The following is a 20,426-nucleotide window of genomic DNA, read 5'->3' on the forward strand; positions in this document are numbered from 1 at the left end:
AAAGAGACGTCGGCGGCTTCTCGACAGGCGCTGTTCCGCTTCCTACTTTCCGCGCGACCCAGCCGCCGCCGGCAGCCGAACGACCTTGCCATTTACGGAGAATTTCATGACCGACCTGTCTCCCTTCCCGATCACCGCCCGCTGGCCGGCGCAGCACCCGGAACGGCTGCAGCTCTATTCGTTCCCGACGCCGAACGGCGTGAAGGTGTCGATCGCGCTGGAGGAGATCGGCCTGCCCTACGAGGCGCATCTGATCAACATCATGAAGAATGAGACCTGGACGCCGGATTTCCTGTCGCTCAACCCGAACGGCAAGATCCCGGCGATCGTCGATCCTAATGGACCCGGCGGCAAGCCGCTGGCGCTGTTCGAATCCGGCGCGATCCTGCTCTATCTCGCCGAGAAGACCGGCAAGCTGCTGCCTGTGGATGCGGCCCGACGCTACGAGACGATCGAGTGGGTGTTCTTCCAGATGGGCGGCATCGGCCCGATGTTCGGCCAGCTCGGCTTCTTCTACAAATTCGCCGGCAAGGACATCGCCGACAAGCGCCCGCTAGAGCGCTATCGCGACGAATCGAAGCGCCTGCTCGGCGTGCTGGAAACCCGGCTGACTGGCCGGAAATGGATCATGGACGACGACTACACCATCGCCGACGTTTCCATGCTCGGCTGGGTGCGGACGCTCAAAGTGTTCTACGAAGCCGGCGAACTGCTGGATATGGACAGTTTCGCCAACGTCAACCGCTGGCTCGACGCCGGGCTGGCAAGGCCGGCAAGCCAGAAGGGCCTGAACATTCCGGCCAGGCCGTAATACCCGGAACGGCTCCTGCACGAGGTGCGGTAGCCGGTCCCTCTGCCTCAGAGCGATCCCGGACGGCGCCCGGCTAATGTTTGCCGACGCCGACGACTGATCCCGCTAGCGAAACCACCTCACCGGCCGCCGACTTGACCTTGCGAATCACACGCTTGGCAATCGATGGCTTGGCGGCGGTCTCGGTGGATTTCGTTCGCGCCGCCTTGGGCGCCGGCGACTTATCCGATTTGGCTGATGCCTTTGTCGTGGAGGGCGTCGACCTGGCAGTGGCGGACTTGCTGGCACCGGCTGCCTTCGTCCCGGACTTGGTGTCCGGCTTCTTGCTGCCCGCCGCATCCTTCGACCGCGCGGCGATCGCCGCGCCGGCGCCGGTCTTGGCCTCGAGCGGCTTGCCCTCCGACTTCGCGGACGACGCCTTCGATCCCTTTGCCGGCTTTGCGGCGGAAGTCTTTGCTGATGTTGCCATGTTCATTCCCTCCGATACGATTGCGGCTAAATGCCCCTGACGGCATTCGGTTCCGCGGAAGCGCGCAAACGCAGGGATTTCGGACGAAACGCGGTTAAGGACGAATCACCAGATCGGCGGCACGGCGGCGCGACAGCACGCGGTCGATGTTCGGCATATCGTTGGAATCGATCCAGGCGCGCGCATCGGCCTGCGTCTTGCCGTGCTCGTCCCACCGCTTCTGGAGCCGGCGGTCGAGTTCGTCGCGCTCGACATCGACATAGATCGAAAAGTCGAACAGGCCGCCCAATCTGGTCCAGGGCTCCTCGTCGAGCAGCAGGTAGTTGCCTTCCACCAGCACGAACTTGACATCCTGCGCGATGATCGCCGCGCCGGCGCGCGACAATTCGATCGACCGGTCGAAGACCGGGATGGCGATCTCCGACCTGTTGTCGCGGATGCGTTTCAACAGCGCCTCGAAACCATGGAAATCGAAGGTCTCGGGAGCGCCCTTGCGCGGGCGCAGCCCGCGCTGGTTGAGCACGATGTCGTCGAAGTGGAATCCGTCCATCGGCACCACCACGGCGCTACCCTCGGGGAAAAGCTCGCCAAGCCGCTCCGCAAGCGTCGATTTTCCGCTGCCGGGCGGGCCGGCGACGGCCACGACGAAGCGTTGCCGGCCGCCGGCCCGCTTGAAGATCGTGGCGGCGAGCTTGGCGATTTCCGACATGCAACCCTCCCAGAAATAAATACTCCGATGCACCTCGCCAAAGTACCGCATGTCGAGCCAGACCGGAAAGAGGTCTTCGTCAGCGCGAACGCATGGCAATTTGCATCGCCCGCATTCGCTGATACGAAGGCGCAGGTTTCAAACTCTCCGGAAGCATCGCATTCATGATCGCGCGCCTGCGCAAGGCCTTGAGGGCCCAGCTTGTTCCCTTGGTCGCCGGCTTCGCCGTGCTTGCGGCCGTCGTGGCAGCGCGGTCGGTGCTGATCGAGAGACAGCGGCAGGACAACGCCGCAGTGTTGCGAACCTTCGAGTTCGAGCGCCATATCGTAACCGTCCTCAGCCTGATGCAGGATGCCGAGACCAGCCAGCGGGGATACCTGCTTACCGGCGAGCGCCCGTATCTCGATCCCTACGCCGTAGCGCTCGCCTCGCTGCCGAAGGAACTCGATTCTGTCCGCACGGCCGCCGCATCCAGCAAGGCGCGCAGCGAACAGGTCGAAGCCCTGAATTCGGCTATCCGCGATAAGCTGACGGAGATGTCCGAGACACTTGCGTTCTACGACCGACGCAACGCGACGAGCGCCATGGAGATCGTGCGCAGCGACCGCGGCAAGCTCGCCATGGACAGGGTCCGGTCGATCATCGCCGACATTCGCCGCGACGAGAATGCCTTGCTGCAACGGCGCCTGGGCAACGCGGAGAGGCTGGACGACTGGATGCGGCTCGTCTCCATCCTCGCGCTGGTCGGCGTCTTCGCCATGGCCGCCTTCGGCATCCTGACGGCGCGGCGCCGGCTGGAGGATCTGGTCTCGGCGCATACGCAGGTGACGGAGACCAACGCCAGGCTGGAGAAAGAAATCGCGACCCGCCAGGCGGCGGAAGCGCAGATCCGGCAGATGCAGAAGATGGAGGCCATCGGCCAGCTGACGGGCGGCATCGCGCATGATTTCAACAACATGCTGGCCGTGATCATGAGCGCGATGAACCTTGCGCAGCGCAAGCTGAAGCGCGGCGAGACCGACATCGAGAAATTCGTCGAGGCGGCGACGGATGCGGCGAGCCGCGCCGCCAACCTCACCGCCCGGCTGCTCGCCTTTTCGCGCCAGCAGCCGCTGGCGCCGCAGGTGATCGACGCCAACCGTCTGTTGACGGGCATGTCGGACATGCTGCGGCGCACGCTCGGCGAGCCCATCCACATCGAGACTGTGCTGGGCGGCGGGCTGTGGCGGACCTTCGCCGACACCAGCCAGCTCGAGAACGCGATCCTCAACCTTGCCGTCAACGCGCGCGACGCCATGCCCGAAGGCGGGCGGCTGACCATCGAGACGGCCAACTGTCATCTCGATGAACGCTACTCCGAGCAGCATGCGGAGGTGCCGACCGGCCAATACGTGCTCGTCGCGGTCACCGACACCGGCACCGGGATGCCGCCGGAGGTTGCCGAGCGTGCCTTCGACCCGTTCTTCACCACCAAGGAGGTCAGCAAGGGCACCGGCCTTGGCCTCAGCCAGGTGTTCGGCTTCGTCAAGCAGAGCGGCGGCCATGTAAAGATCTATTCCGAGCCGGGCGAAGGCACGACGATCAAGATCTACCTGCCGCGCTATTTCGGCGAGCAGCAATTGGCGGAGCAGCCGAAGACCCCGGCCATGGTCAAGCAGCCGACCGAACTGGTGCTGGTGGTGGAAGACGACGAGCGCGTCCGCGTCGGCACCGTCGCCGCGTTGCGCGACCTCGGCTACACGGTCATCCATGCCGGCGGCGCCGATCAGGCGCTGGCGCTGCTGGCCGACAATCCCGGCATCGCGTTGCTGTTCACCGACGTGATCATGCCGGGCACCAATGGCCGCAAACTCGCCGAACTGGCGCGCCAGACCCGATCCGACCTGAAGGTGCTGTTCACCACCGGCTTCACCAAGAATGCGGTGGTCCACAATGGCGTGCTCGATCACGGCGTCGACTTCATCGCCAAGCCGTTCACCATCGACGAACTCGCCGTCAAGATGCGCGAAGTCCTTGACCGCTGATGTGCGCTCACGCGGGATGGGCGGCACCGGTGACAGCCCGACGTGGCCCGAATACCGGCATGAAAGCCGTCGGCAAACAATCCCGTGATGCGCGTTGCGGGAACGGCATGAGTTGCGGTAGTTTCCGCGCGGCTGCTTCGCGACGCGGCCGGCGGTCGGGCAATCGGTTTCAGGCAGGCAGTTGAGAATGTCGATCACGGCGCCGTTCCGGGCAGCGGCGATGCTTCTGTTCATACTGGCGCTCGGCGCCTGCTCGACAACAAACACATTGGAGGTCGCGCCGCCGTCGCTCGCGCCGATTACGACGCCGATGTCGGCCAAATATGCGGCGATCGTCGTCGACGGCAGCACCGGCAGCGTGCTCTACGAGGTCGATTCAAGCGCCCCGCGCTATCCCGCGTCGCTGACCAAGATGATGACCCTCTACCTGCTGTTCGAGGCGATGCAGCAGGGGCGCGTGACGGCCGCAACCGAGATTCCCGTTTCCGAATACGCCGCGCGGCGTCCACCCACAAAGATCGGCTTCCGGCCAGGCGACACGATCGACGCCGATTCGGCGATCCGCGCGCTGGTCACCAAATCCGCCAATGACGTTGCCGTCGCCGTCGGCGAATATCTGGGTGGAACGGAAGAACAGTTTGCCGAGATGATGACCGCCAAGGCGCGTTCGATCGGCATGCGCAACACGACCTTCCGCAACGCCTCCGGCTTGCCGGACGCGGAGCAGCGGACCACGGCCCGCGACATGGCGCTGCTCGGATTGACGCTGCGCAAGCGTTTCCCCGCGCAGTTTGCCTATTTCGCCGATCAGAACTTCATGTATCGGGGCCGCCTGGTGCGCGGGCACAACGACCTCATCGGCCGTGTGTCAGGCGTCGACGGCATCAAGACCGGATACGTCCGCGCTTCCGGGTTCAACATCGTCACCTCGGTCAACCGCGACGGCCGCAAGCTCGTCGTCGTGGTCATGGGCGGCGAAACGGCCCGCAAGCGCAACGACCATGTCGAGGAACTGATCGAACGCTACCTGCCGCGCGCGGCGCGAGGTGGGGTGTAGCCAGACGATGATTATTTCCACGAGGAAGACATTTCCGGCGGCCCGCATGCCTGGAGCACGCCCATGAGCCGCCTCGAAAGCTTCATCCGCCGCATGACGGCGCAGCGCCTCGTGCTCGATATGGTCTGCGCCGAGGTGGAAAGCATGCAGGGGCCGATCCTCGAACTCGGGCTCGGCAACGGACGCACCTATGACCATATCCGCGAACGCCTCCCGGGCAGGCGGATCATCGCCTTCGACCGGGCATTGGGCGCTCATCCGAGCTCGGTGCCGCCCGAAGGCGACCTCGTGATCGGCGAGATCCGGGTGACGGCCGCCGGCTTCTCCGGCATCGGCGCCGCGCTCGTCCATGCAGACATCGGCACCGGCATCGAAGAGCTCGACCTGAAGACCCAGGAATGGCTGCCCGGCCTTGCCGTCGACCTGCTCCAGCCCGGCGGCATCGTCGTCAGCGGCCTGCCGCTCGACCATGCCGCGCTGCTGCCCCTGCCGCTTTGCGAAGGCGTGCCGGCCGACCGCTATTTCCTGTATCGCAAGATGGGCTGAGGCCACGCGCGAGCCGGGCGCGCCCTATCCGCAAGCCGTGCATCGCGCTATTGGTCACTCCATGGGTCGCGGCAGCAGGCGGCCACGCAGACGAGGACGCGTTCATGACCGCCCTGCTTCCCGCCGAGCTCGCCTGGTATGCCACCGGCCGCTTCTACCAGGCCAGTGTCGACGATACTCTCGCCGATTACGGCTATTTCCTGCATCTGCCCTTCATCAAGGCGCCGCTCTTCAACGACAGTCCCTCGGAGAAGACGGCGCATTTCACCTTCGCCGCAAAACCCTTCAAGGCACCGGAAATGAAAAATGGCGCGCTCAAGCTGGGGCTCGATCCCGTGGGCGCGTTCTCGCTGTACCTGCAGCGCCAGCCGGCAGGAAGCTATCGCGATCCGACCTCGTTCGCCGAGGGCGAATGCATCGCCACCTTCCGCCGGACCAGCATGGTCGTGGGCACGACCGTCGACGCCACCGTCGGCAGGAAGACCGCATCGGTGGTGGGCACCAACGTGTTCTCGGCGCGACTGGTTGCCAGCACGCCGTTCGAGTTCGGCGGCCGCAGCTACGATCTGGCACACCATCTCGGGCTGGGCGTCACGCAGTTCGGCACCGCCGCGGCCACACCGATCACCCCACCGCCGAAGGGTTATAAACTGGTGCTACCGTTCACGGGATCCGCTCTTGCGCTGGGCCGTGCGAGCTAACACCAGAGGCTTCTGATTCCGACCACCGGTTCCGCCCTCGTCCAAGGCGATGCAAGACGACACCAAACGAGATAGGAATTATTTCCTTGATTTTTTCCGTCTCTTTGCTATTGTGTACGTTGAACGGAGGCCGGAATGGACTACGCCGAACGCGAAAAGGAGCAGGAGACGCTGAACCGCATCGCGCTCGTGCTGCTTCGCCTTGCCGTTCTGGCCCAGTTCCTTTGCGTCCTGCCGCTCCCGGTTCGCGCTTTTGTGCTGTCGTTCCTGCGGCCGGCCGAGGCCGTGGCGCGGGCGTTTGCCAGGGAGCAAGCCGGCGGCGCGCTTGCCTTGCCCCCGGCCACGGTTCACGGACTCGGTGGCGATGGTTGCGCCGAGGCTTTGCGGCTCGCCCGCTGTCTGCGCGCGCTGGCCTTCTTCTTCGGCGGCTTGCGGGATTTTGCCGGGCAGCGGCTTTTTCACGGGCGGCCGGACGGGCGTCTTGCGCAACGGGCGCCGGCGATCGCATGGCCGGGCCATTTCATGACGGCGCGAGACGTGATGGTCCTCCGCGAGGCGGGACGCATCGATACGTCGTGATTGCCGGCCCTGCCGGTCAGGCTCCGACCCGTTGAGAATTCGAACGTCATGCGCCATGCGCGCTTGGCGGCACAGGCTTTGGCTGTCTAATGCCAACGGAGGTCGAAGTCGACCGCCGTTGATAGAAGCCCGCGCAACTCGGGCAAGCGGAAGCGCTAGTCGCCCTGCAAGGCAACGCCCTCCGCCGTCCTGTTTTCGGCCAGTGCGAAGCGGCCGCCGCTCTTCAGCGTGCGGGGGATCGAGAGCGGTCCCTTGATGGGCTGGCCGGCGAATATGCTGTTCTGCAATGAACCTCCCAGGGCGCCCTCGTTGACGCTGACGTTGTTGACGATGCGGCCGCTATCCTCGAAGCGGATGCCGCGTCCTGCGAACAAGGCGTTCTCGGAAACCGCGATGTCCCTGGTCGGCAAGGTCGCATCCTGCGGCAGAAGGCGGCGCAAGCCGTTGTTGGAAAAGATTGTGCCATCGACGGAAACCTCCGCGCCCTCCCCCACCAGCATCCCATACTGCCCGGCGTCGCGCACGCGCCCGCCCTCGAAGGCCACGGCATTGCAATTGCGCATGTCGATAGCCCGGCTCGATCCGCTGACGTCGCAATTCTCGAAGCGCAAGTTGCGGCTGCGCCGTTCCAGCGCCAGCGCGCCGCCGGCGCGCATCGACGCCGGCGCCGGCGTGACCTCGATGTTCGCGGTGTTCGCCGGCGCATAGCGGGCAACGTAGAGAACGCCGCCGTCATAGGAGATCTTGTCGCCGATCTTGACCGCGCGTGGAAAGCCCGGCCTCGCTCCTTTCGACGAGACGGTGATCACGGTTCCACCTGCTTCCAGATCGGCGCCGAGCGACGCGCCCACCGTCTCGCCGTGCACGGTCAACGTCGCGTTGGACTGGGTTGCGATCGACACGATCCGGCCGCGCACGGACCCGACGAGATCCTCGCCTTCCACGAAGGGAGCCCAGTTCTCGATCAGTTGCACGTTGAGCGTCGTCTCGTCCGGGATTGCCGCGATCCGGCCGACCACGCCGGTCTTGCCGCCGGTTACCCGCTCGCCGAGCATAAATCCCTTGCTGGAGTTCAGCTTGATCGCAAGCACCGGCAACATCGAACCGACCAGCCGGCACTCCCGCATCGCCACCCCGTCGCAGTCGTTGATGAGCGTACGGCCATTGACGGTGCAATTCTCGAAACGAAGGTTACCCTCGCATTGCTGAAGGCTGAACCCACCCTGGCTGACCTTGGCGATCGCCTGGACATCGCGAAAGGTGATGTCGCCCAGGAAGTTGCGCACATTGATCAGTTCGGTGGTGTCCGAAAGATCGGACTCCATAAGGACATTGGCGATCTCGATGTTTTTCCAACGTGGCTGCTCCAGATACCGCGCACCAGTGTTCGGATCGTTCGCCTGTTTCGACGTGCCGAAGCCGGAAACGTCGATGAGCGCGCGAGCGTTGATGCCAGAGCCGGCAATGTTGTAGGCGATGACATCGGTCAGGCTTATGTTGGAAAAGACCTTCCCCTGGTCGTCGGGATGCGCATAGCGATCCCCGTCATCGCCGACCACGAGGTCGAGAAGCTGGGCGCCGTTGCGTGCCACGCCGTCGTCCAGTCCGTCGTAATCGACCTTGCCGATCTGCACGGCATAGGCGGCGGAGATTGCTGTCAGACGACCGGTGTTGCGGACGCGAAGGTTTTCGAACCGTATGTTGTTGGGATGGTAGGTGAACGCCTCCGGATCCCTGCGCATCACCAGCGGCTTGACGGTGGTGCCATCTGGCTCGAGCGGAAAATCCTCGCCCGACGACCCCCAATGCACGAGGACGGCATCGCCATGCGGGTGCTTGGGCGAGGCTCCTTCGATGAGCAGGTCGTTGCCGACGACACCGGAAATGCGCCCGACACAAGCGATGGCATGCCCGACGGCGGACCCTTCCGCGCGCGTCAACTTCAGCCGGCTCAAAGCCGTTGCGGTAACAAGCTCCGGCGCCACCAGCTTGCCGTCTTTCCTGACAGGTTCGTAGATCACCTTGCCGATGGTGATGCAGGTTCCATAGCTGCCTTGCCCGTTCTGGATGGACTTCGGGATATGGGTCCGGATCTCGATGTCTTCGATCGTCACCCCGGACGCGAGGATGTTGACGCCTTCAATCTCGCGATTGATCGCCAGATAGAGCCCGCAGCCGCCCCTGCCGATGCCGCGGATGGAGATCGGCTGGTCCAGCACCAGCTTTCCGACATGTGCGAAGTAGGCATCGATCAACATCGGCCGGCCTGCCGCGACGCAGAAGTCCCTCGTCGCCTGCACGGACGCGGCATCGTCCGTCTCGCCGTCGCCGACAGCGCCGAGCATGAGCGGCGAGGCCGGATTTTCGTCGAGAAGGAAATACCGGCCATTCGCGCTGCTGAACCATGCCGCCTGCGGATGGCGCGCGGTCTCGTCGGCATCGCTCAGACGGTAGCGTGCCCCGCCCCGTGTCGGATGTTGTGCGGCATCGTAGGCGAATGTCACGAGGCGATTGACGCCTTCCGGCACGGATTTTTCCGTCGCGGTCACCTTGTCTGCCAGCACCGTCAGCCCGGAAGACCCATCCTGGGCGCCAGCCGACCGCACCGCCACCACCGCCGCGCCGGCGCCAATCAGGAAACTGCGTCGATCCATGGAAAACCTCTTTGCCAATCCGACCAACATGGCAGTTGGCCGAGGACACTCTAGGGCGGCGTGTCGGGTTTTTATACGGCGCAGAGGTTTGGCGGCGTCGAAGGCCGATCACAGCAGCGCGAGGATCGCCTCCGCCGCGCGATCGCGCCCCGGCCGGGCAGCCATCGTCGCGGCATTGTCGCGCAAGCGCCGGCGCATCGCGTGGTGGCCGAGCAGGTCGAGCACCGCCCCGCCGAATTCCGCACTGACGCCCTGCCCTTCGGCGGCTGGAAGGCTTCCGGCCTCGGGCTCCAGGCCCTCGACGCCTTCCGGCGCTCGAAAAGGGTGGCCATCGACCACAAGCCGGTGAGGCAGGACGGGTGGTATCCCTACCCGGCGACTGGTTTCGTGCGGCCGGCGGCCGCAAGCACGTCTGATCCTGCCGGCGGAACGTCCGGGCGGCTCGCCAGCCATTGAAGCTATTCTCCCACCGCACCCGTAGTTCTGTACGGGACGGCTCGCAAAATAATCGGCTGTGCCTGTCGGAACCGCTGTGCGCCGGCAACAGCGAACTGGTGCTGACCCGCATCCTCGATGCGCCGCGCGAAAACGTCTATCGTTGCTGGACGGACGCAAACCTCCTGCCGCTGTGGTTCGCGCCGAAGCCGTGGACGACGCCCAAGGCCGAGCTCGACGTGCGGCCGGGCGGATCGAACCTGATCGTCATGGCCGGGCCGGACGGCAGCGAGTTTCCGAACCGTGGCGTCTATCTGGAAGTCGTGCCGAACGAGCGTATCGTCGTCACCGACGCCTTCGTCAAAGCCTGGGAACCATCTGAAAAGCCGTTCATGACGGTGATCCTCACCTTCGAGGATGCGGGGCCTGATAAGACGAAATACACGGCGCGCGTCCTGCACTGGACGGCCGAAGACCGCGAGGCGCACGAAAAGATGGGTTTCCACGCAGGCTGGGGCCAGTGCGCCGACCAACTCGCGGAAGTCGCCGCGAAACTCTGAGCAAAAAAACGTCTTATGGCCGCCCGATCACCCAGGCGGCCTCAGCAACGAGCGAGATCAGGAAGAGGATTATTTCTTTTCCTTGATCTTCATCGCCGGCACGGCGGGTGCATGCAGCAGCGGCGCCGCCGCCGGCTTCTTGGCGTCTTTCTTGGGTTTGCGGGCTTCCTTGCCCGGTCGCATGGAACCTTTGGCCATTTCCAATCCTCCTGTTGATCCTGTCCCAAATGAATCAGGAGTTTTGCCGCCGCGCAAGATGCTCCGCGCCGCGCAGTGAACTTCGGATCACACCGAGCCGTCCTCTACCACGCGCAGCCGCAGCTGACCCGTCTTGCTCTCCGCCCCGCGTGGGCGCTCCGGCTCGATCGGCACCGCAGCCGGTTGCGGCGGATCGCCGAACTCCAAGGCTTCGATCCGTTGTCCGCGCTTGGCGACCTTGCCGGCCGAAACGAGGATATCGTCGATATCCCTGCTGGCCTGGCCGAAATGCGCCTGCAGTTTTCGCACGCGCTCGTCCATGCGCGAAAGATCTTCCATCAGACGCACCACCTCACCCTGGATCAGATGCGCCTGCTCGCGCATCGAGGCGTCTTTCAGGATCGACTGGATCACCTGGATCGACAGCATCAGCAGCGACGGCGAGACGATGACGACGCGCAGCTTGTGGGCACGATGGACGATCGCCTCGAAATTCTCATGGATCTCGGCGAAGATCGATTCGGACGGCACGAACATGAAGGCCGTGTCGTGGGTCTCGCCCGACAGCAGGTATTTTTCCGAAATCGCCCGGATGTGCACGTCGAAGTCGCGGCGGAACGCCTGCTGCGCCGCCCTCTGCGCCTCCCCGCTCTGGTCGGCCTCAGCCGCGGCGCGGATCGCATTCCACGCCTCCAGCGGAAATTTCGCATCGATGACCAGCGGCGGCGCGCCGTTCGGCATCTTCACCGTGCAGTCCGGCCTATTGCCGTTGGACAGCGTGTCCTGGAAAGCATAGGCGCCCTGCGGCAGGCCGTCGGCGACGATCGCCTCCATGCGCGACTGGCCGAAGGCGCCGCGTGTCTGCTTGTTGGACAGGATCGCCTGCAACTGCACGACCTGCCCGGCCAGCGACTGGATGTTGTTCTGCGCGGTGTCGATCACCGCAAGCCGCTCCTGCAGGCGGGCAAGATTCTCGTGCGTCGACTTGGTCTGCTCCGCCATGGTCTGGCCGATCCGGCCGGTCATGGCGTCGAGGCGCTGGCCGATCGACTGGTTGAGCTCGGCCTGCCGCGCGCCGAGCACGTCGGCCACGGTGCTCATGCGGCCCTGCATCTCGGCCTGCGCCTGCAATATGCCGGCCATCCGGAACTCCGTCCGGCGGGCATGGTCGGCAGCGTCCGCCGAGGCCAGCGCCCGCGCCGAGGCCGAGCGCCACAGCGAGACGACGAGCGCCACCAGCAAGACCAGGAACAGGAGCCCGAACCCGGCCAGCGCATGGGCGAGGGTCACCACCGTCGCGCCGAACTGGGCTACCGGCTGGTCGAGGATTTGTGCGAGGTCGGTCATCCCTGCGAGGATAGCCGATTCGCCGCCCGCTTGCAGATCAAAGCAGGAACGCTTGTCGAGCCTCCCCCGTTGACGCCTTCCGCGCAAGCCATTACCTGAAACCAACCCCCATCAAGACCTGAAGCTCATGTCGATCAAGCCGCTGATTATCCTCCCCGATCCGGTGCTTCGCCTGGTGTCGAAACCTGTCGGGCGCTTCGATGCGCCGCTGCGCAAATTCGCCGACGACATGCTGGACACCATGTACGACGCACCCGGCATCGGGCTTGCCGCGATCCAGGTCGGCGAACCGATCCGCATGCTGGTCATCGATCTCGCGAAGGAAGACGAGCCGAAGGCGCCGCAGGTCTTCATCAACCCGGTCATCGTCGAACGCGCCGACGAGCGATCGGTCTACGAGGAAGGCTGCCTGTCGATCCCCGACTATTATGCCGAGGTGGAGCGGCCCGCTTCCGTCCGGGTTCGGTATCTGGATCTCGACGGCAAGGAGCACGAGGTCAATGCCGAGGGCCTGCTGGCGACCTGCCTCCAGCACGAGATCGACCACCTCGACGGCGTCTTGTTCATCGACCATATCTCGCGGCTGAAACGCGACATCGTGGTCCGGAAATTCCGCAAGCTCGCCAAGGACCGTCCGTCAGGTACGATGGTGGGCTAGGCCGGTCCTGGCATCAGAAAGTGGCACAACCGCCTTGGATGCCGCGCATTGCGCTGACCGACGGTTAGCAATGTCAGGAAAAACTGTCGATGCCCCCGGTTTCCGGCGCCAGGGAGGGCTGACAATCCGTTCAAAGATGACCATATTGCGCTGATGTCCGCGCACTGCGACAAGCTTGCCGCCGGTGCGTACGCAAGATCGAGGGCCGGCCGCAAGCCTGCAAACGTTCGGATGAAGTCCCCGCATCGGTCCGTTCCGCGCTTGCGGAAGGGGGAGGGCCGAAACGGTATCAAGCAGTTGGCCATAATTTCGTGGCTTTCGGCACGTTGATCGCGGTCAGTCAATTGGCGATCCGGCGCGACGGGCACGGTTTGCGCCGCGACACGAGACAGGTACGCAATGTTGGCACGATCGCCAGACACGACGGACGCATCCACGCAGGCCATCGTCGCCCCCGGCGGGTCGGCGGCCGAGCGTTCGGCCATGTTCCACAATGCCGCCCGCCATTCGCGCATCGTCGGCGTCCTGAAGATCGCCTTGCCGTCGCTGGCGCTGATCATGGCCGCGATCTTCATCTTCCAGTCGTATCGCTCGACGCCGTTGGCGGAGATCACCGCCGAGGACACGGCGGTCTCCGAGGGCAAGCTGGTGATGGCCAGCCCCAAGCTCGAAGGCTTCACCAACGACAACAGGCCCTATTCTGTCAGTGCGCTTCGCGCGGTGCAGGACATCGCCAACGACGCGGTCGTCGAGTTGCAGGAGATTTCCGCGACAGTGCCGGTCGACGCGACCAGGTCGGCGAAGATCGAGACCGCGCGCGGTTTGTTCGATCGCATGACCAACATTCTCGATATCAAGAGCGAGATTAATATCACGACGTCCGACGGCGCCGTCGCCAGGCTGGCCTCGGCGTTGCTGGACATGGGTGCGGGACGCATGTCCAGCGACCAGCCCGTGGAGATCCACTACAAGGGCGGCTCGATATCCTCCGACACGATGTCGGTCGAGGATCGTGGGAAAGTCGTTGTTTTCGACAAGCGCGTCCGGGTGCATATAGTGCTGCCGAAGAAAGACATGGCGAGCCAATGAGGGTGGGTAAGGGCATGACCGGGAACCATTTCAGACTGTCCGCTTGCGCGGCGCTCGCATTGCTGGCGCTGCCGGTATTGTCGATTCACGCACAGGAAGCGGCGCCCGCGCCTAAGACGGCAACAGGGCGGCTGCAAGGCCTCAGCATCAACAGCGGGCTGCCGATCCAGATCGAGAGCGACCGCCTGGAGGTCATCGACGGCGAGAGCAAGGCAGTGTTCGTCGGCAACGTCAACGTCACCCAGGGGCCGACCTTGATGAAGGCCGGCAAGATGACGGTGTTCTACGCCAATGACGGCACCGGCTCGGCGGCGACCGGTTCGGCCGCTATCGACAGGCTCGAGGTTCAGGATAAGGTGTACATAAAGTCCAACGCTCAGGTCGCCACCGGCGATAGCGGCACGTTCGACATGGCGAGCCAGATTCTCGTGCTTTCGGGTAAGGAGGTCGTGCTTTCCGAAGGCAAGAACGCGCTTGTAGGCTGCAAGCTCACCGTCGACATGAAGACCGGCCGCGCGCAGGTCGACGGCTGCAACAACCGCGTCCAGATGACGATCACGCCCGGTACGCAGAAACCCTGATGACATCTGGAGACTCGTTGCTGTCCCGCTTGTCGGGACGGCTCCGCTTTGCGCCCGCCGCACCCGCGGTGAGCCGGCATGCTGCCGAACTGAAAGGCACGCTGATCGCCACGGGGCTCACCAAGAGCTACAAGGGCCGGCAGGTGGTGAACGGCGTCTCGCTGGGCGTGCGCGCCGGCGAGGCGGTGGGTCTGCTCGGCCCCAACGGCGCGGGCAAGACCACCTGCTTCTACATGGTCACCGGCCTGGTGCCCGTCGACAAGGGCAAGATCGAGATCGACGGCTTCGACATCACCTCGATGCCGATGTATCGCCGCGCCCGTCTCGGCATCGGCTACCTGCCGCAGGAAGCGTCGATCTTCCGCGGCCTGAATGTCGAGAACAACATCCGCGCCGTGCTGGAAGTGGTGGAGACCAGCCGCAAGGAGCGCGAGAAATCGCTCGATGCGCTGCTCGAGGAATTCCACATCTCACACCTGCGCAAGGCCCCGTCCATGTCGCTGTCCGGCGGTGAGCGGCGACGTCTGGAGATCGCCCGCGCGCTGGCCAGCCGGCCGCACTACATGCTGCTCGACGAACCCTTCGCCGGCATCGACCCGATCGCGGTGGCCGACATCCAGCAACTGGTCCGGCATCTGACGACCCGCGGCATCGGCGTACTGGTCACCGACCACAATGTCCGCGAGACGCTCAAGCTCATCGACCGCGCCTACATCATCCACAGCGGCGAGATCCTGAAGCACGGCAGCGCCGACGACATCATCGCCGACCCGAACGTCCGCCGGCTCTATCTTGGCGAGAGCTTTACGCTCTGATTGTAACGCGCTGCGCAATTTTCTGCGATTTCGGCGGCTCTTTTCAGAAAAATCCGGCGTTCGGGCCTGCCGATAAAGGGTTTCCTTACCTGTTCTGCTTGACAAGCAAAAGCCGGGCCAGTTTCATTGCCCGGCTGTCCCGTCCCGCCGCCGTATGCGGCGGACCTCCGGGCGGCGTATCGGCGAGGAGCAAGACGACCGGACATGGCATTGTCGGCCAAATTGCAGTTGCGGCAGTCGCAGTCGCTGATCATGACGCCGCAACTGATGCAGTCGATAAAGCTGCTTCAGTTCACGCATCTCGAACTCGAACGCTTCGTCGACGAGGAGATCGAGCGCAACCCGCTGCTCGAGCGCATCGAGGAGCCGCAGGACGACGCCGCGACCGACCAGGTCCTGAAGGACCGGGATGACGGCGCGGCGGATGACAACTGGTACGAGGCCACCGGCTCCGTCACGGCTGAAACCATCTCGGAGCGGCTTGATACGTCGCTGGAGAACGTCTTCCCGGACGACCCCGGCACAAGCGAACGGCTCGGCCCGGATCTCGCCGCGCAATGGAAATCGGCGGGCACCGGCGGAGGCGGCGACGCCGAGGGTTTCGACCTCGAGGATGTTGCGGCAACCAGGCTCACCTTGCGCGATCATGTCGGCGAGCAGATCTCCTTCGGCTTTCCCGATCCGGCCAGACGGCTGATCGCCTATGAGTTGACCGACGATCTCGACGAGGCAGGATATTTTCGAGGCGATATCGCCGAGATCGGCCAGCGGCTGGGGGCGAGCGCCGGCGAAATCGAAGACGTGCTGTCGGCATGCCAGTCCTTCGACCCGCCCGGTCTGTTCGCCCGCGACCTCGCCGAGTGCCTTGCCCTGCAGCTCAGGCGGAGGGACCGCCTCGATCCCGCCATGGGTTCGCTTGTCGCCAATCTGGAGCTGCTGGCGCGACGTGATTTCCAGGCCTTGAAAAAAATATGTGCTGTCGACGAGGAGGATCTCCTCGACATGCTGGCGGAGATCCGCGCGCTCGACCCGCGTCCCGGGCTGGCCTTCTCCGGCGGGGCGATGGACACGATCGTCGCCGATGTCGAGGTGAAATCCGCCAGCGACGGCAGCTGGACGGTCGAGCTCAATCCCGACACGCTGCCGCGGGTGCTGGTTGACCAGATCTATTTCACGCAGGTGTCGCAGCGGGCCAAAAGCCAGGGCGACCGCGAGTTCCTTGCGGAATGCCTGCAGAACGCCAACTGGCTCACCCGTAGCCTCGACCAGCGGGCACGGACCATCCTCAAGGTCGCCACCGAGATCGTGCGGCAGCAGGATGCCTTCCTGCTCCATGGCATCCGCCATCTGCGGCCGCTCAATCTGCGCAACGTCGCCGACGCGATCGGCATGCACGAATCGACCGTCAGCCGGGTGACCAGCAACAAATATATGCTGACGCCGCGCGGTGTGTTCGAGCTGCGCTATTTCTTCACCGCATCGATCGCCGCGTCCGGCGGCGGCGACGCACATTCGTCCGAATCCGTGCGCGACCGCATCCGGCAGATGATCGACGAAGAAAAACCCGACGACGTGCTTTCGGACGACGCGCTTGTGGATATCCTGAAGAAGGACGGCGTCGACATCGCCCGCCGCACGGTCGCCAAGTACCGGGAAGGCATGAACATTCCGTCCTCGGTGCAGCGCCGGCGCGAAAAGCGGGGACGGCGTCGACATCGCCCGCCGCACGGTCGCCAAGTACCGGGAAGGCATGAACATTCCGTCCTCGGTGCAGCGCCGGCGCGAAAAGCGGGCGATGACCACGGCGGGCCGCTAGGACGGCGCGGCGCCCTTGGTTCGGGCGGCGGCGATCCACAGCTTCCGTTGCGGCGGTCGTCCCTTCATTGACAAGGCATACCGAACTCACTAGAAGCCCGCGCCCATGGGCCGGACGGATTTCCGTCGGGAGACGGCAAGTGGCTAACCTGAAGTTGAGAAGGCTGCCCGTCGCTAGAGCGCTGTCATGCTTGTGCGCCACCGGAACCGGTATAAACTCACTCCCGTTGGAAGACTGAACAGGAAGGTCGGCGATCTCATGAGCCTGCGTATTTCAGGGAAGCAGATGGATATCGGCGATGCGTTCCGCACCCGCATCGAGGCGCGGATCGGCGAAACCATCGACAAATATTTCGACGGAGGTTTCGCCGGGCATGTCACCGTCGCCAAGGCCGGCTCGCGGTTCACCGCCGACTGCATGATCCATCTCGACAGCGGCGCCGCCTTGCAGGCGACCAGCGACGCCCAGGATCCGGTCATCGCCTTCGACGGCGCCGCCGAGCGGCTGGAAAAGCGCATGCGCCGCTACAAGCGCCGGCTCAAGTCGCGCAGCTTCGGCACGGCCGGCGACGACCGGAGCGATGTCGCCTATACGGTCATGGCGGCAATCGCCGAAGACGACGAAGCCGAAGTCGCCGACGATTATTCGCCGGCCATCGTCGCCGAATCGAGCATGGCGCTGAAGACCATGTCGGTCGCCTCCGCGGTGATCGAGCTCGATACCAAGGAGAGCCCCGTCTTCGTCTTCCGCAATGCCGGGAACGACCACGTCAACATCGTCTACCGCCGGCCGGACGGCAATATCGGCTGGATCGATCCGTCGACCACCAGAGCTGCTCAGGGCTGAAAACGGGGAACACCCGGCTTGGCCGCACCACGCGGCCGGCCCGGGCTAGAAGAGGACTTTGGCATGGATCTCAGCGATCTCGTTCAGGTGCCGGCCATCCTGCCGACCCTGAAGGCGAATTCGAAGAAGCAGCTCCTGCAGCTGCTCGCCGAACGGGCCGCGGCCATCACGCATATTCCGGAGCGTGAGATCTTCGATACGATCCTGCAGCGCGAGCGGTTGGGCTCGACCGGCGTCGGCAACGGCATCGCCATCCCGCACGGCAAGCTTTCGGGGGTCAAGCAGATCACCGGCGTGTTCGCCCGCCTCGAGCAGCCCGTCGACTTCGAGGCGCTGGACGACCAGCCCGTCGATCTCGTCTTCCTGCTGCTGGCGCCCGAGGGCGCGGGCGCCGACCATCTCAAGGCGCTTTCGCGGATCGCGCGGGTATTGAGGGATAGCGACACCGTCGCCAAGGTGCGTGGAGCGCGGGACGCCACCGCCATACATTCCCTGCTTGCGTCGGCGCCGACGTCGCACGCGGCCTGAAATCGAATCGGGTGAAGGCGGACACGGGCGGCCGATGCCGCCCGATCCATGTTGGAAAAATCAGTGCAGGGCGACCGGAACCAGATCGTTTTCCATGGCGCCCGCCAGCGCGCGCTCGCGCTCGTCGGAGAGCAGGATCGGCCGCCCGTCGGCGGCAAACAGCGCCCACAGCTTCAGTCCCGGCTGAATCTCGGGAAGGCCGGGAAACTTGCCCTTCAGCTCTTCCGAACCCATCTCGCGCAGATACGCCACGGTGCCTTCGCCGAGATGGGCGAGATCGGCCTGGCTCACGGCGGTTCTGGTGTCTGTACTCGTCATTTCAGCCTCCTGTTGGCGGGGCGTCCTCATGACCAACCCGCTTTAGAGCTTTCGGTTCCAGCGGACCTTAAGTCAGTCTTTCACCGAAATGTTTATTTTCCGTACCAGCCTCTCGGGCTGGGGGCGGTCGAGATCGATCGCCAGAAGCCCGTTCTTCAGCTCCGCGGAAATCACCCGCATGCCGTCGGCCAGCACGAACGTCCGCTGGAACTGGCGCGCGGCGATACCGCGGTGGATATAGTCGCGCTCCGTATCGTCCCTTTGCCTGCCACGCACCACCAGCTGGCTTTCCTCGATCGTCACTTCGAGATCCTCGTCGCAGAAACCCGCGACGGCCAGGGTTATGCGCAGACGCTCGGGACTGCCCTCGGCGCTGCATATCCGTTCGATGTTGTAGGGCGGGTAGCTGTCCCCGGATTTGGCAAGACGTTCGATCGTCTTTTCCATGGCGTCAAACCCGAGCAAAAGCGGGCTCGAGAAAGGCGGCATCCGGCTCATGTTACTTTGTCCTCATCGAGCGACATACCCGGGAAAAATCCAGATGGCATTCTTCCCGGTGATCTGGATATGGTTCGCGCCGCGACAGACTTCAAGCCTTCATAAAAAGACCCGATCCAAGGAAGTGAAATGCCCGCCAGACGCAAGATCATCATCGACACCGACCCCGGCCAGGACGACGCGGTCGCCATCCTCCTGGCGCTGGCCAGCCCGGAGCTGGATGTGCTCGGCCTGACCGCCGTCGCCGGCAACGTGCCGCTGCACCTCACCCAGAAGAATGCGATGAAGATCTGCGAGCTTGCGGGAAAGCCGGACACAAAAGTGTTTTCCGGCGCGATCCGGCCGCTGGTGCGGCAGCTGGTGACGGCGGAGGAAGTACACGGCAAGACCGGCCTCAACGGCCCGGACCTGCCCGAGCCGACGATGAAGCTGCAGGGCCAGCACGCCGTCGACTTCATCGTCGAGACGATCATGCGCGAGCCGCCGGCAACCGTCACGCTATGCCCGCTCGGGCCGCTCACCAACATCGCGCTGGCGATGTCGCGCGAGCCGCGCATCGTGCCGCGCATCCAGGAGATCGTGCTGATGGGCGGCGGCCTGTTCGAGGGCGGCAACGTCACGCCGACCGCCGAGTTCAACATCTATGTCGACCCGCACGCCGCTGATATCGTGCTGAGATGCGGCGCGCCCATCGTCATGATGCCGCTCGACGTCACCCACAAGGCGTTGACCACGGCCAGGCGAATCGCCGCGTTGCGCGCCCTGGGCACGAAGGTCGGCATCGCCACGGCGGAACTGCTGGAATTCTTCGAGCGCTTCGACGAGGACAAATACGGCACCGATGGCGGCCCGCTGCACGACCCCTGCGTCATCGCCTACCTGCTCGAGCCAGAACTGTTCACCGGCCGCTTCATCAACGTCGCGGTCGAGACTGCGTCGGAACTGACCATGGGCATGACCGTCGCCGACTGGTGGGGCGTCACCAAACGCGAGAAGAACGCCACCTACATGCGCGACATCGACCATGACGGGTTCTTCGCGCTGCTGACGGAACGGCTGGCGCGATTGCCCTGACGACGCGCCGGGTGCGTCCTTTCCGAGCGCGCAACGCGCTTTGACATTTGATGTCCATGGCGGCAAGCTGGCGGCCCGCGCACCCTTCAACGGGATTGTCGGCCTGCCATTTC

Annotated in this window: 22 protein-coding genes and 1 pseudogene; 17 read left to right on the forward strand and 6 right to left on the reverse strand. The window is 64.5% G+C overall.

Going from position 1 to position 20,426, the window contains the following annotated elements:
• The first annotated feature begins 106 nt into the window (after positions 1 to 106).
• Together ACSBOB_RS31320 and ACSBOB_RS31325 are read left to right on the forward strand one after the other, a co-directional pair.
• Positions 107 to 811, forward strand: a complete 705-nt coding sequence (locus ACSBOB_RS31320; RefSeq protein WP_442579917.1) for a glutathione S-transferase N-terminal domain-containing protein — start codon at positions 107 to 109, stop codon at positions 809 to 811.
• A gap of 155 nt (positions 812 to 966) precedes the next feature.
• A complete protein-coding gene (locus ACSBOB_RS31325; protein ID WP_442579918.1) occupies positions 967 to 1,320 on the forward strand; it encodes a hypothetical protein in 354 nt (117 codons plus the stop codon).
• A 54-nt stretch (positions 1,321 to 1,374) separates the two neighbouring features.
• Here ACSBOB_RS31325 and ACSBOB_RS31330 read toward each other — a convergent pair whose 3' ends face one another.
• The gene (locus tag ACSBOB_RS31330; protein WP_442579919.1) at positions 1,375 to 1,989 is read right to left on the reverse strand and encodes a nucleoside triphosphate hydrolase; all 615 of its coding nucleotides are present in this window, start codon (positions 1,987 to 1,989) and stop codon (positions 1,375 to 1,377) included.
• A 164-nt stretch (positions 1,990 to 2,153) separates the two neighbouring features.
• Here ACSBOB_RS31330 and ACSBOB_RS31335 point away from each other — a divergent pair, with 164 nt between their 5' ends.
• The 5 genes from ACSBOB_RS31335 to ACSBOB_RS31355 all read left to right on the forward strand — a co-directional run bounded on the left by ACSBOB_RS31335 (position 2,154) and on the right by ACSBOB_RS31355 (position 6,896).
• Complete coding sequence (locus ACSBOB_RS31335; protein ID WP_442579920.1) at positions 2,154 to 4,013, forward strand: CHASE3 domain-containing protein; 1,860 nt, start codon at positions 2,154 to 2,156, stop codon at positions 4,011 to 4,013.
• A gap of 187 nt (positions 4,014 to 4,200) precedes the next feature.
• Positions 4,201 to 5,070, forward strand: a complete 870-nt coding sequence (locus ACSBOB_RS31340) for a D-alanyl-D-alanine carboxypeptidase family protein (protein WP_442579921.1) — start codon at positions 4,201 to 4,203, stop codon at positions 5,068 to 5,070.
• A 63-nt stretch (positions 5,071 to 5,133) separates the two neighbouring features.
• Positions 5,134 to 5,616, forward strand: a complete 483-nt coding sequence (locus ACSBOB_RS31345) for a class I SAM-dependent methyltransferase (RefSeq protein ID WP_442579922.1) — start codon at positions 5,134 to 5,136, stop codon at positions 5,614 to 5,616.
• Between the two features lie 104 nt (positions 5,617 to 5,720).
• Positions 5,721 to 6,317: a hypothetical protein gene (locus tag ACSBOB_RS31350; RefSeq protein ID WP_442579923.1), complete on the forward strand. Its 597-nt coding sequence runs from the start codon at positions 5,721 to 5,723 to the stop codon at positions 6,315 to 6,317.
• A 135-nt stretch (positions 6,318 to 6,452) separates the two neighbouring features.
• Positions 6,453 to 6,896 carry a hypothetical protein gene (locus tag ACSBOB_RS31355; protein WP_442579924.1) on the forward strand — a complete coding sequence of 148 codons (444 nt, stop codon included), beginning with the start codon at positions 6,453 to 6,455 and terminating at the stop codon, positions 6,894 to 6,896.
• 155 nt (positions 6,897 to 7,051) lie between these two features.
• Here the strand turns inward: ACSBOB_RS31355 and ACSBOB_RS31360 are convergent, their stop codons facing one another.
• On the reverse strand, positions 7,052 to 9,550 hold the full coding sequence (locus tag ACSBOB_RS31360; RefSeq protein ID WP_442579925.1) for a right-handed parallel beta-helix repeat-containing protein: 2,499 nt from the start codon (positions 9,548 to 9,550) through the stop codon (positions 7,052 to 7,054).
• A gap of 60 nt (positions 9,551 to 9,610) precedes the next feature.
• On the opposite strand from ACSBOB_RS31360, the gene ACSBOB_RS31365 reads away from it, so the two are divergent.
• Both ACSBOB_RS31365 and ACSBOB_RS31370 read left to right on the forward strand, forming a co-directional pair.
• A complete protein-coding gene (locus ACSBOB_RS31365; RefSeq protein WP_442579926.1) occupies positions 9,611 to 10,006 on the forward strand; it encodes a hypothetical protein in 396 nt (131 codons plus the stop codon).
• A gap of 74 nt (positions 10,007 to 10,080) precedes the next feature.
• The gene (locus ACSBOB_RS31370; RefSeq protein WP_442583889.1) at positions 10,081 to 10,545 is read left to right on the forward strand and encodes an SRPBCC family protein; all 465 of its coding nucleotides are present in this window, start codon (positions 10,081 to 10,083) and stop codon (positions 10,543 to 10,545) included.
• A gap of 69 nt (positions 10,546 to 10,614) precedes the next feature.
• Here the strand turns inward: ACSBOB_RS31370 and ACSBOB_RS31375 are convergent, their stop codons facing one another.
• A complete protein-coding gene (locus tag ACSBOB_RS31375; RefSeq protein WP_442579927.1) occupies positions 10,615 to 10,743 on the reverse strand; it encodes a hypothetical protein in 129 nt (42 codons plus the stop codon).
• An 87-nt stretch (positions 10,744 to 10,830) separates the two neighbouring features.
• Positions 10,831 to 12,090, reverse strand: a complete 1,260-nt coding sequence (locus ACSBOB_RS31380; protein WP_442579928.1) for a DNA recombination protein RmuC — start codon at positions 12,088 to 12,090, stop codon at positions 10,831 to 10,833.
• A 127-nt stretch (positions 12,091 to 12,217) separates the two neighbouring features.
• On the opposite strand from ACSBOB_RS31380, the gene def reads away from it, so the two are divergent.
• From def to ptsN, 7 genes and pseudogenes are all read left to right on the forward strand, one after another.
• A complete protein-coding gene (def, locus tag ACSBOB_RS31385) occupies positions 12,218 to 12,748 on the forward strand; it encodes a peptide deformylase (RefSeq protein ID WP_442579929.1) in 531 nt (176 codons plus the stop codon).
• A 399-nt stretch (positions 12,749 to 13,147) separates the two neighbouring features.
• A complete protein-coding gene (gene lptC, locus ACSBOB_RS31390) occupies positions 13,148 to 13,837 on the forward strand; it encodes an LPS export ABC transporter periplasmic protein LptC (RefSeq protein WP_442579930.1) in 690 nt (229 codons plus the stop codon).
• Positions 13,838 to 13,851: 14 nt separating this feature from the next.
• On the forward strand, positions 13,852 to 14,418 hold the full coding sequence (locus ACSBOB_RS31395) for an LptA/OstA family protein (RefSeq protein ID WP_442579931.1): 567 nt from the start codon (positions 13,852 to 13,854) through the stop codon (positions 14,416 to 14,418).
• Complete coding sequence (lptB, locus tag ACSBOB_RS31400; protein ID WP_442579932.1) at positions 14,418 to 15,233, forward strand: LPS export ABC transporter ATP-binding protein; 816 nt, start codon at positions 14,418 to 14,420, stop codon at positions 15,231 to 15,233. Before ACSBOB_RS31395 ends, lptB begins: the two co-directional genes overlap by 1 nt.
• A 204-nt stretch (positions 15,234 to 15,437) precedes the next feature.
• Positions 15,438 to 16,934 (forward strand): annotated as a pseudogene (rpoN, locus tag ACSBOB_RS31405) (RNA polymerase factor sigma-54); the annotation flags it as partial.
• A gap of 373 nt (positions 16,935 to 17,307) precedes the next feature.
• Positions 17,308 to 17,895 carry a ribosome hibernation-promoting factor, HPF/YfiA family gene (gene hpf / locus ACSBOB_RS31410; protein WP_442579933.1) on the forward strand — a complete coding sequence of 196 codons (588 nt, stop codon included), beginning with the start codon at positions 17,308 to 17,310 and terminating at the stop codon, positions 17,893 to 17,895.
• A gap of 63 nt (positions 17,896 to 17,958) precedes the next feature.
• Positions 17,959 to 18,423, forward strand: coding sequence for a PTS IIA-like nitrogen regulatory protein PtsN (ptsN, locus tag ACSBOB_RS31415; protein WP_442579934.1), 465 nt, complete (start codon positions 17,959 to 17,961; stop codon positions 18,421 to 18,423).
• A 60-nt stretch (positions 18,424 to 18,483) separates the two neighbouring features.
• Here the strand turns inward: ptsN and ACSBOB_RS31420 are convergent, their stop codons facing one another.
• Both ACSBOB_RS31420 and ACSBOB_RS31425 read right to left on the reverse strand, forming a co-directional pair.
• Positions 18,484 to 18,741: a DUF1150 family protein gene (locus ACSBOB_RS31420; RefSeq protein WP_442579935.1), complete on the reverse strand. Its 258-nt coding sequence runs from the start codon at positions 18,739 to 18,741 to the stop codon at positions 18,484 to 18,486.
• A gap of 72 nt (positions 18,742 to 18,813) precedes the next feature.
• Entirely contained in the window at positions 18,814 to 19,239 is a 426-nt protein-coding gene (locus tag ACSBOB_RS31425) for an Hsp20 family protein (RefSeq protein ID WP_442579936.1), read from the reverse strand.
• Between the two features lie 129 nt (positions 19,240 to 19,368).
• Between ACSBOB_RS31425 and ACSBOB_RS31430 the strand changes: the two genes are divergently transcribed.
• Positions 19,369 to 20,313: a nucleoside hydrolase gene (locus ACSBOB_RS31430; RefSeq protein WP_442579937.1), complete on the forward strand. Its 945-nt coding sequence runs from the start codon at positions 19,369 to 19,371 to the stop codon at positions 20,311 to 20,313.
• The last annotated feature ends 113 nt before the right edge of the window (positions 20,314 to 20,426 follow it).

The sequence above is a fragment of the Mesorhizobium sp. KACC 23794 genome (assembly GCF_052180275.1).
GTDB lineage: Bacteria > Pseudomonadota > Alphaproteobacteria > Rhizobiales > Rhizobiaceae > Kumtagia.

Excerpts from the sequence above, each read along its gene's own strand:
- ACSBOB_RS31320 (WP_442579917.1), top strand. The coding sequence starts at position 107 with ATGACCGACCTGTCTCCCTTCCCGATCACCGCCCGCTGGCCGGCGCAG.
- ACSBOB_RS31330 (WP_442579919.1), bottom strand. The coding sequence starts at position 1,989 with ATGTCGGAAATCGCCAAGCTCGCCGCCACGATCTTCAAGCGGGCCGGC.
- ACSBOB_RS31335 (WP_442579920.1), top strand. The coding sequence starts at position 2,154 with ATGATCGCGCGCCTGCGCAAGGCCTTGAGGGCCCAGCTTGTTCCCTTG.
- ACSBOB_RS31340 (WP_442579921.1), top strand. The coding sequence starts at position 4,201 with ATGTCGATCACGGCGCCGTTCCGGGCAGCGGCGATGCTTCTGTTCATA.
- ACSBOB_RS31345 (WP_442579922.1), top strand. The coding sequence starts at position 5,134 with ATGAGCCGCCTCGAAAGCTTCATCCGCCGCATGACGGCGCAGCGCCTC.
- ACSBOB_RS31350 (WP_442579923.1), top strand. The coding sequence starts at position 5,721 with ATGACCGCCCTGCTTCCCGCCGAGCTCGCCTGGTATGCCACCGGCCGC.
- ACSBOB_RS31355 (WP_442579924.1), top strand. The coding sequence starts at position 6,453 with ATGGACTACGCCGAACGCGAAAAGGAGCAGGAGACGCTGAACCGCATC.
- ACSBOB_RS31360 (WP_442579925.1), bottom strand. The coding sequence starts at position 9,550 with ATGGATCGACGCAGTTTCCTGATTGGCGCCGGCGCGGCGGTGGTGGCG.
- ACSBOB_RS31375 (WP_442579927.1), bottom strand. The coding sequence starts at position 10,743 with ATGGCCAAAGGTTCCATGCGACCGGGCAAGGAAGCCCGCAAACCCAAG.
- ACSBOB_RS31380 (WP_442579928.1), bottom strand. The coding sequence starts at position 12,090 with ATGACCGACCTCGCACAAATCCTCGACCAGCCGGTAGCCCAGTTCGGC.
- def (WP_442579929.1), top strand. The coding sequence starts at position 12,218 with ATGTCGATCAAGCCGCTGATTATCCTCCCCGATCCGGTGCTTCGCCTG.
- lptC (WP_442579930.1), top strand. The coding sequence starts at position 13,148 with ATGTTGGCACGATCGCCAGACACGACGGACGCATCCACGCAGGCCATC.
- ACSBOB_RS31395 (WP_442579931.1), top strand. The coding sequence starts at position 13,852 with ATGACCGGGAACCATTTCAGACTGTCCGCTTGCGCGGCGCTCGCATTG.
- lptB (WP_442579932.1), top strand. The coding sequence starts at position 14,418 with ATGACATCTGGAGACTCGTTGCTGTCCCGCTTGTCGGGACGGCTCCGC.
- hpf (WP_442579933.1), top strand. The coding sequence starts at position 17,308 with ATGAGCCTGCGTATTTCAGGGAAGCAGATGGATATCGGCGATGCGTTC.
- ptsN (WP_442579934.1), top strand. The coding sequence starts at position 17,959 with ATGGATCTCAGCGATCTCGTTCAGGTGCCGGCCATCCTGCCGACCCTG.
- ACSBOB_RS31420 (WP_442579935.1), bottom strand. The coding sequence starts at position 18,741 with ATGACGAGTACAGACACCAGAACCGCCGTGAGCCAGGCCGATCTCGCC.
- ACSBOB_RS31425 (WP_442579936.1), bottom strand. The coding sequence starts at position 19,239 with ATGAGCCGGATGCCGCCTTTCTCGAGCCCGCTTTTGCTCGGGTTTGAC.
- ACSBOB_RS31430 (WP_442579937.1), top strand. The coding sequence starts at position 19,369 with ATGCCCGCCAGACGCAAGATCATCATCGACACCGACCCCGGCCAGGAC.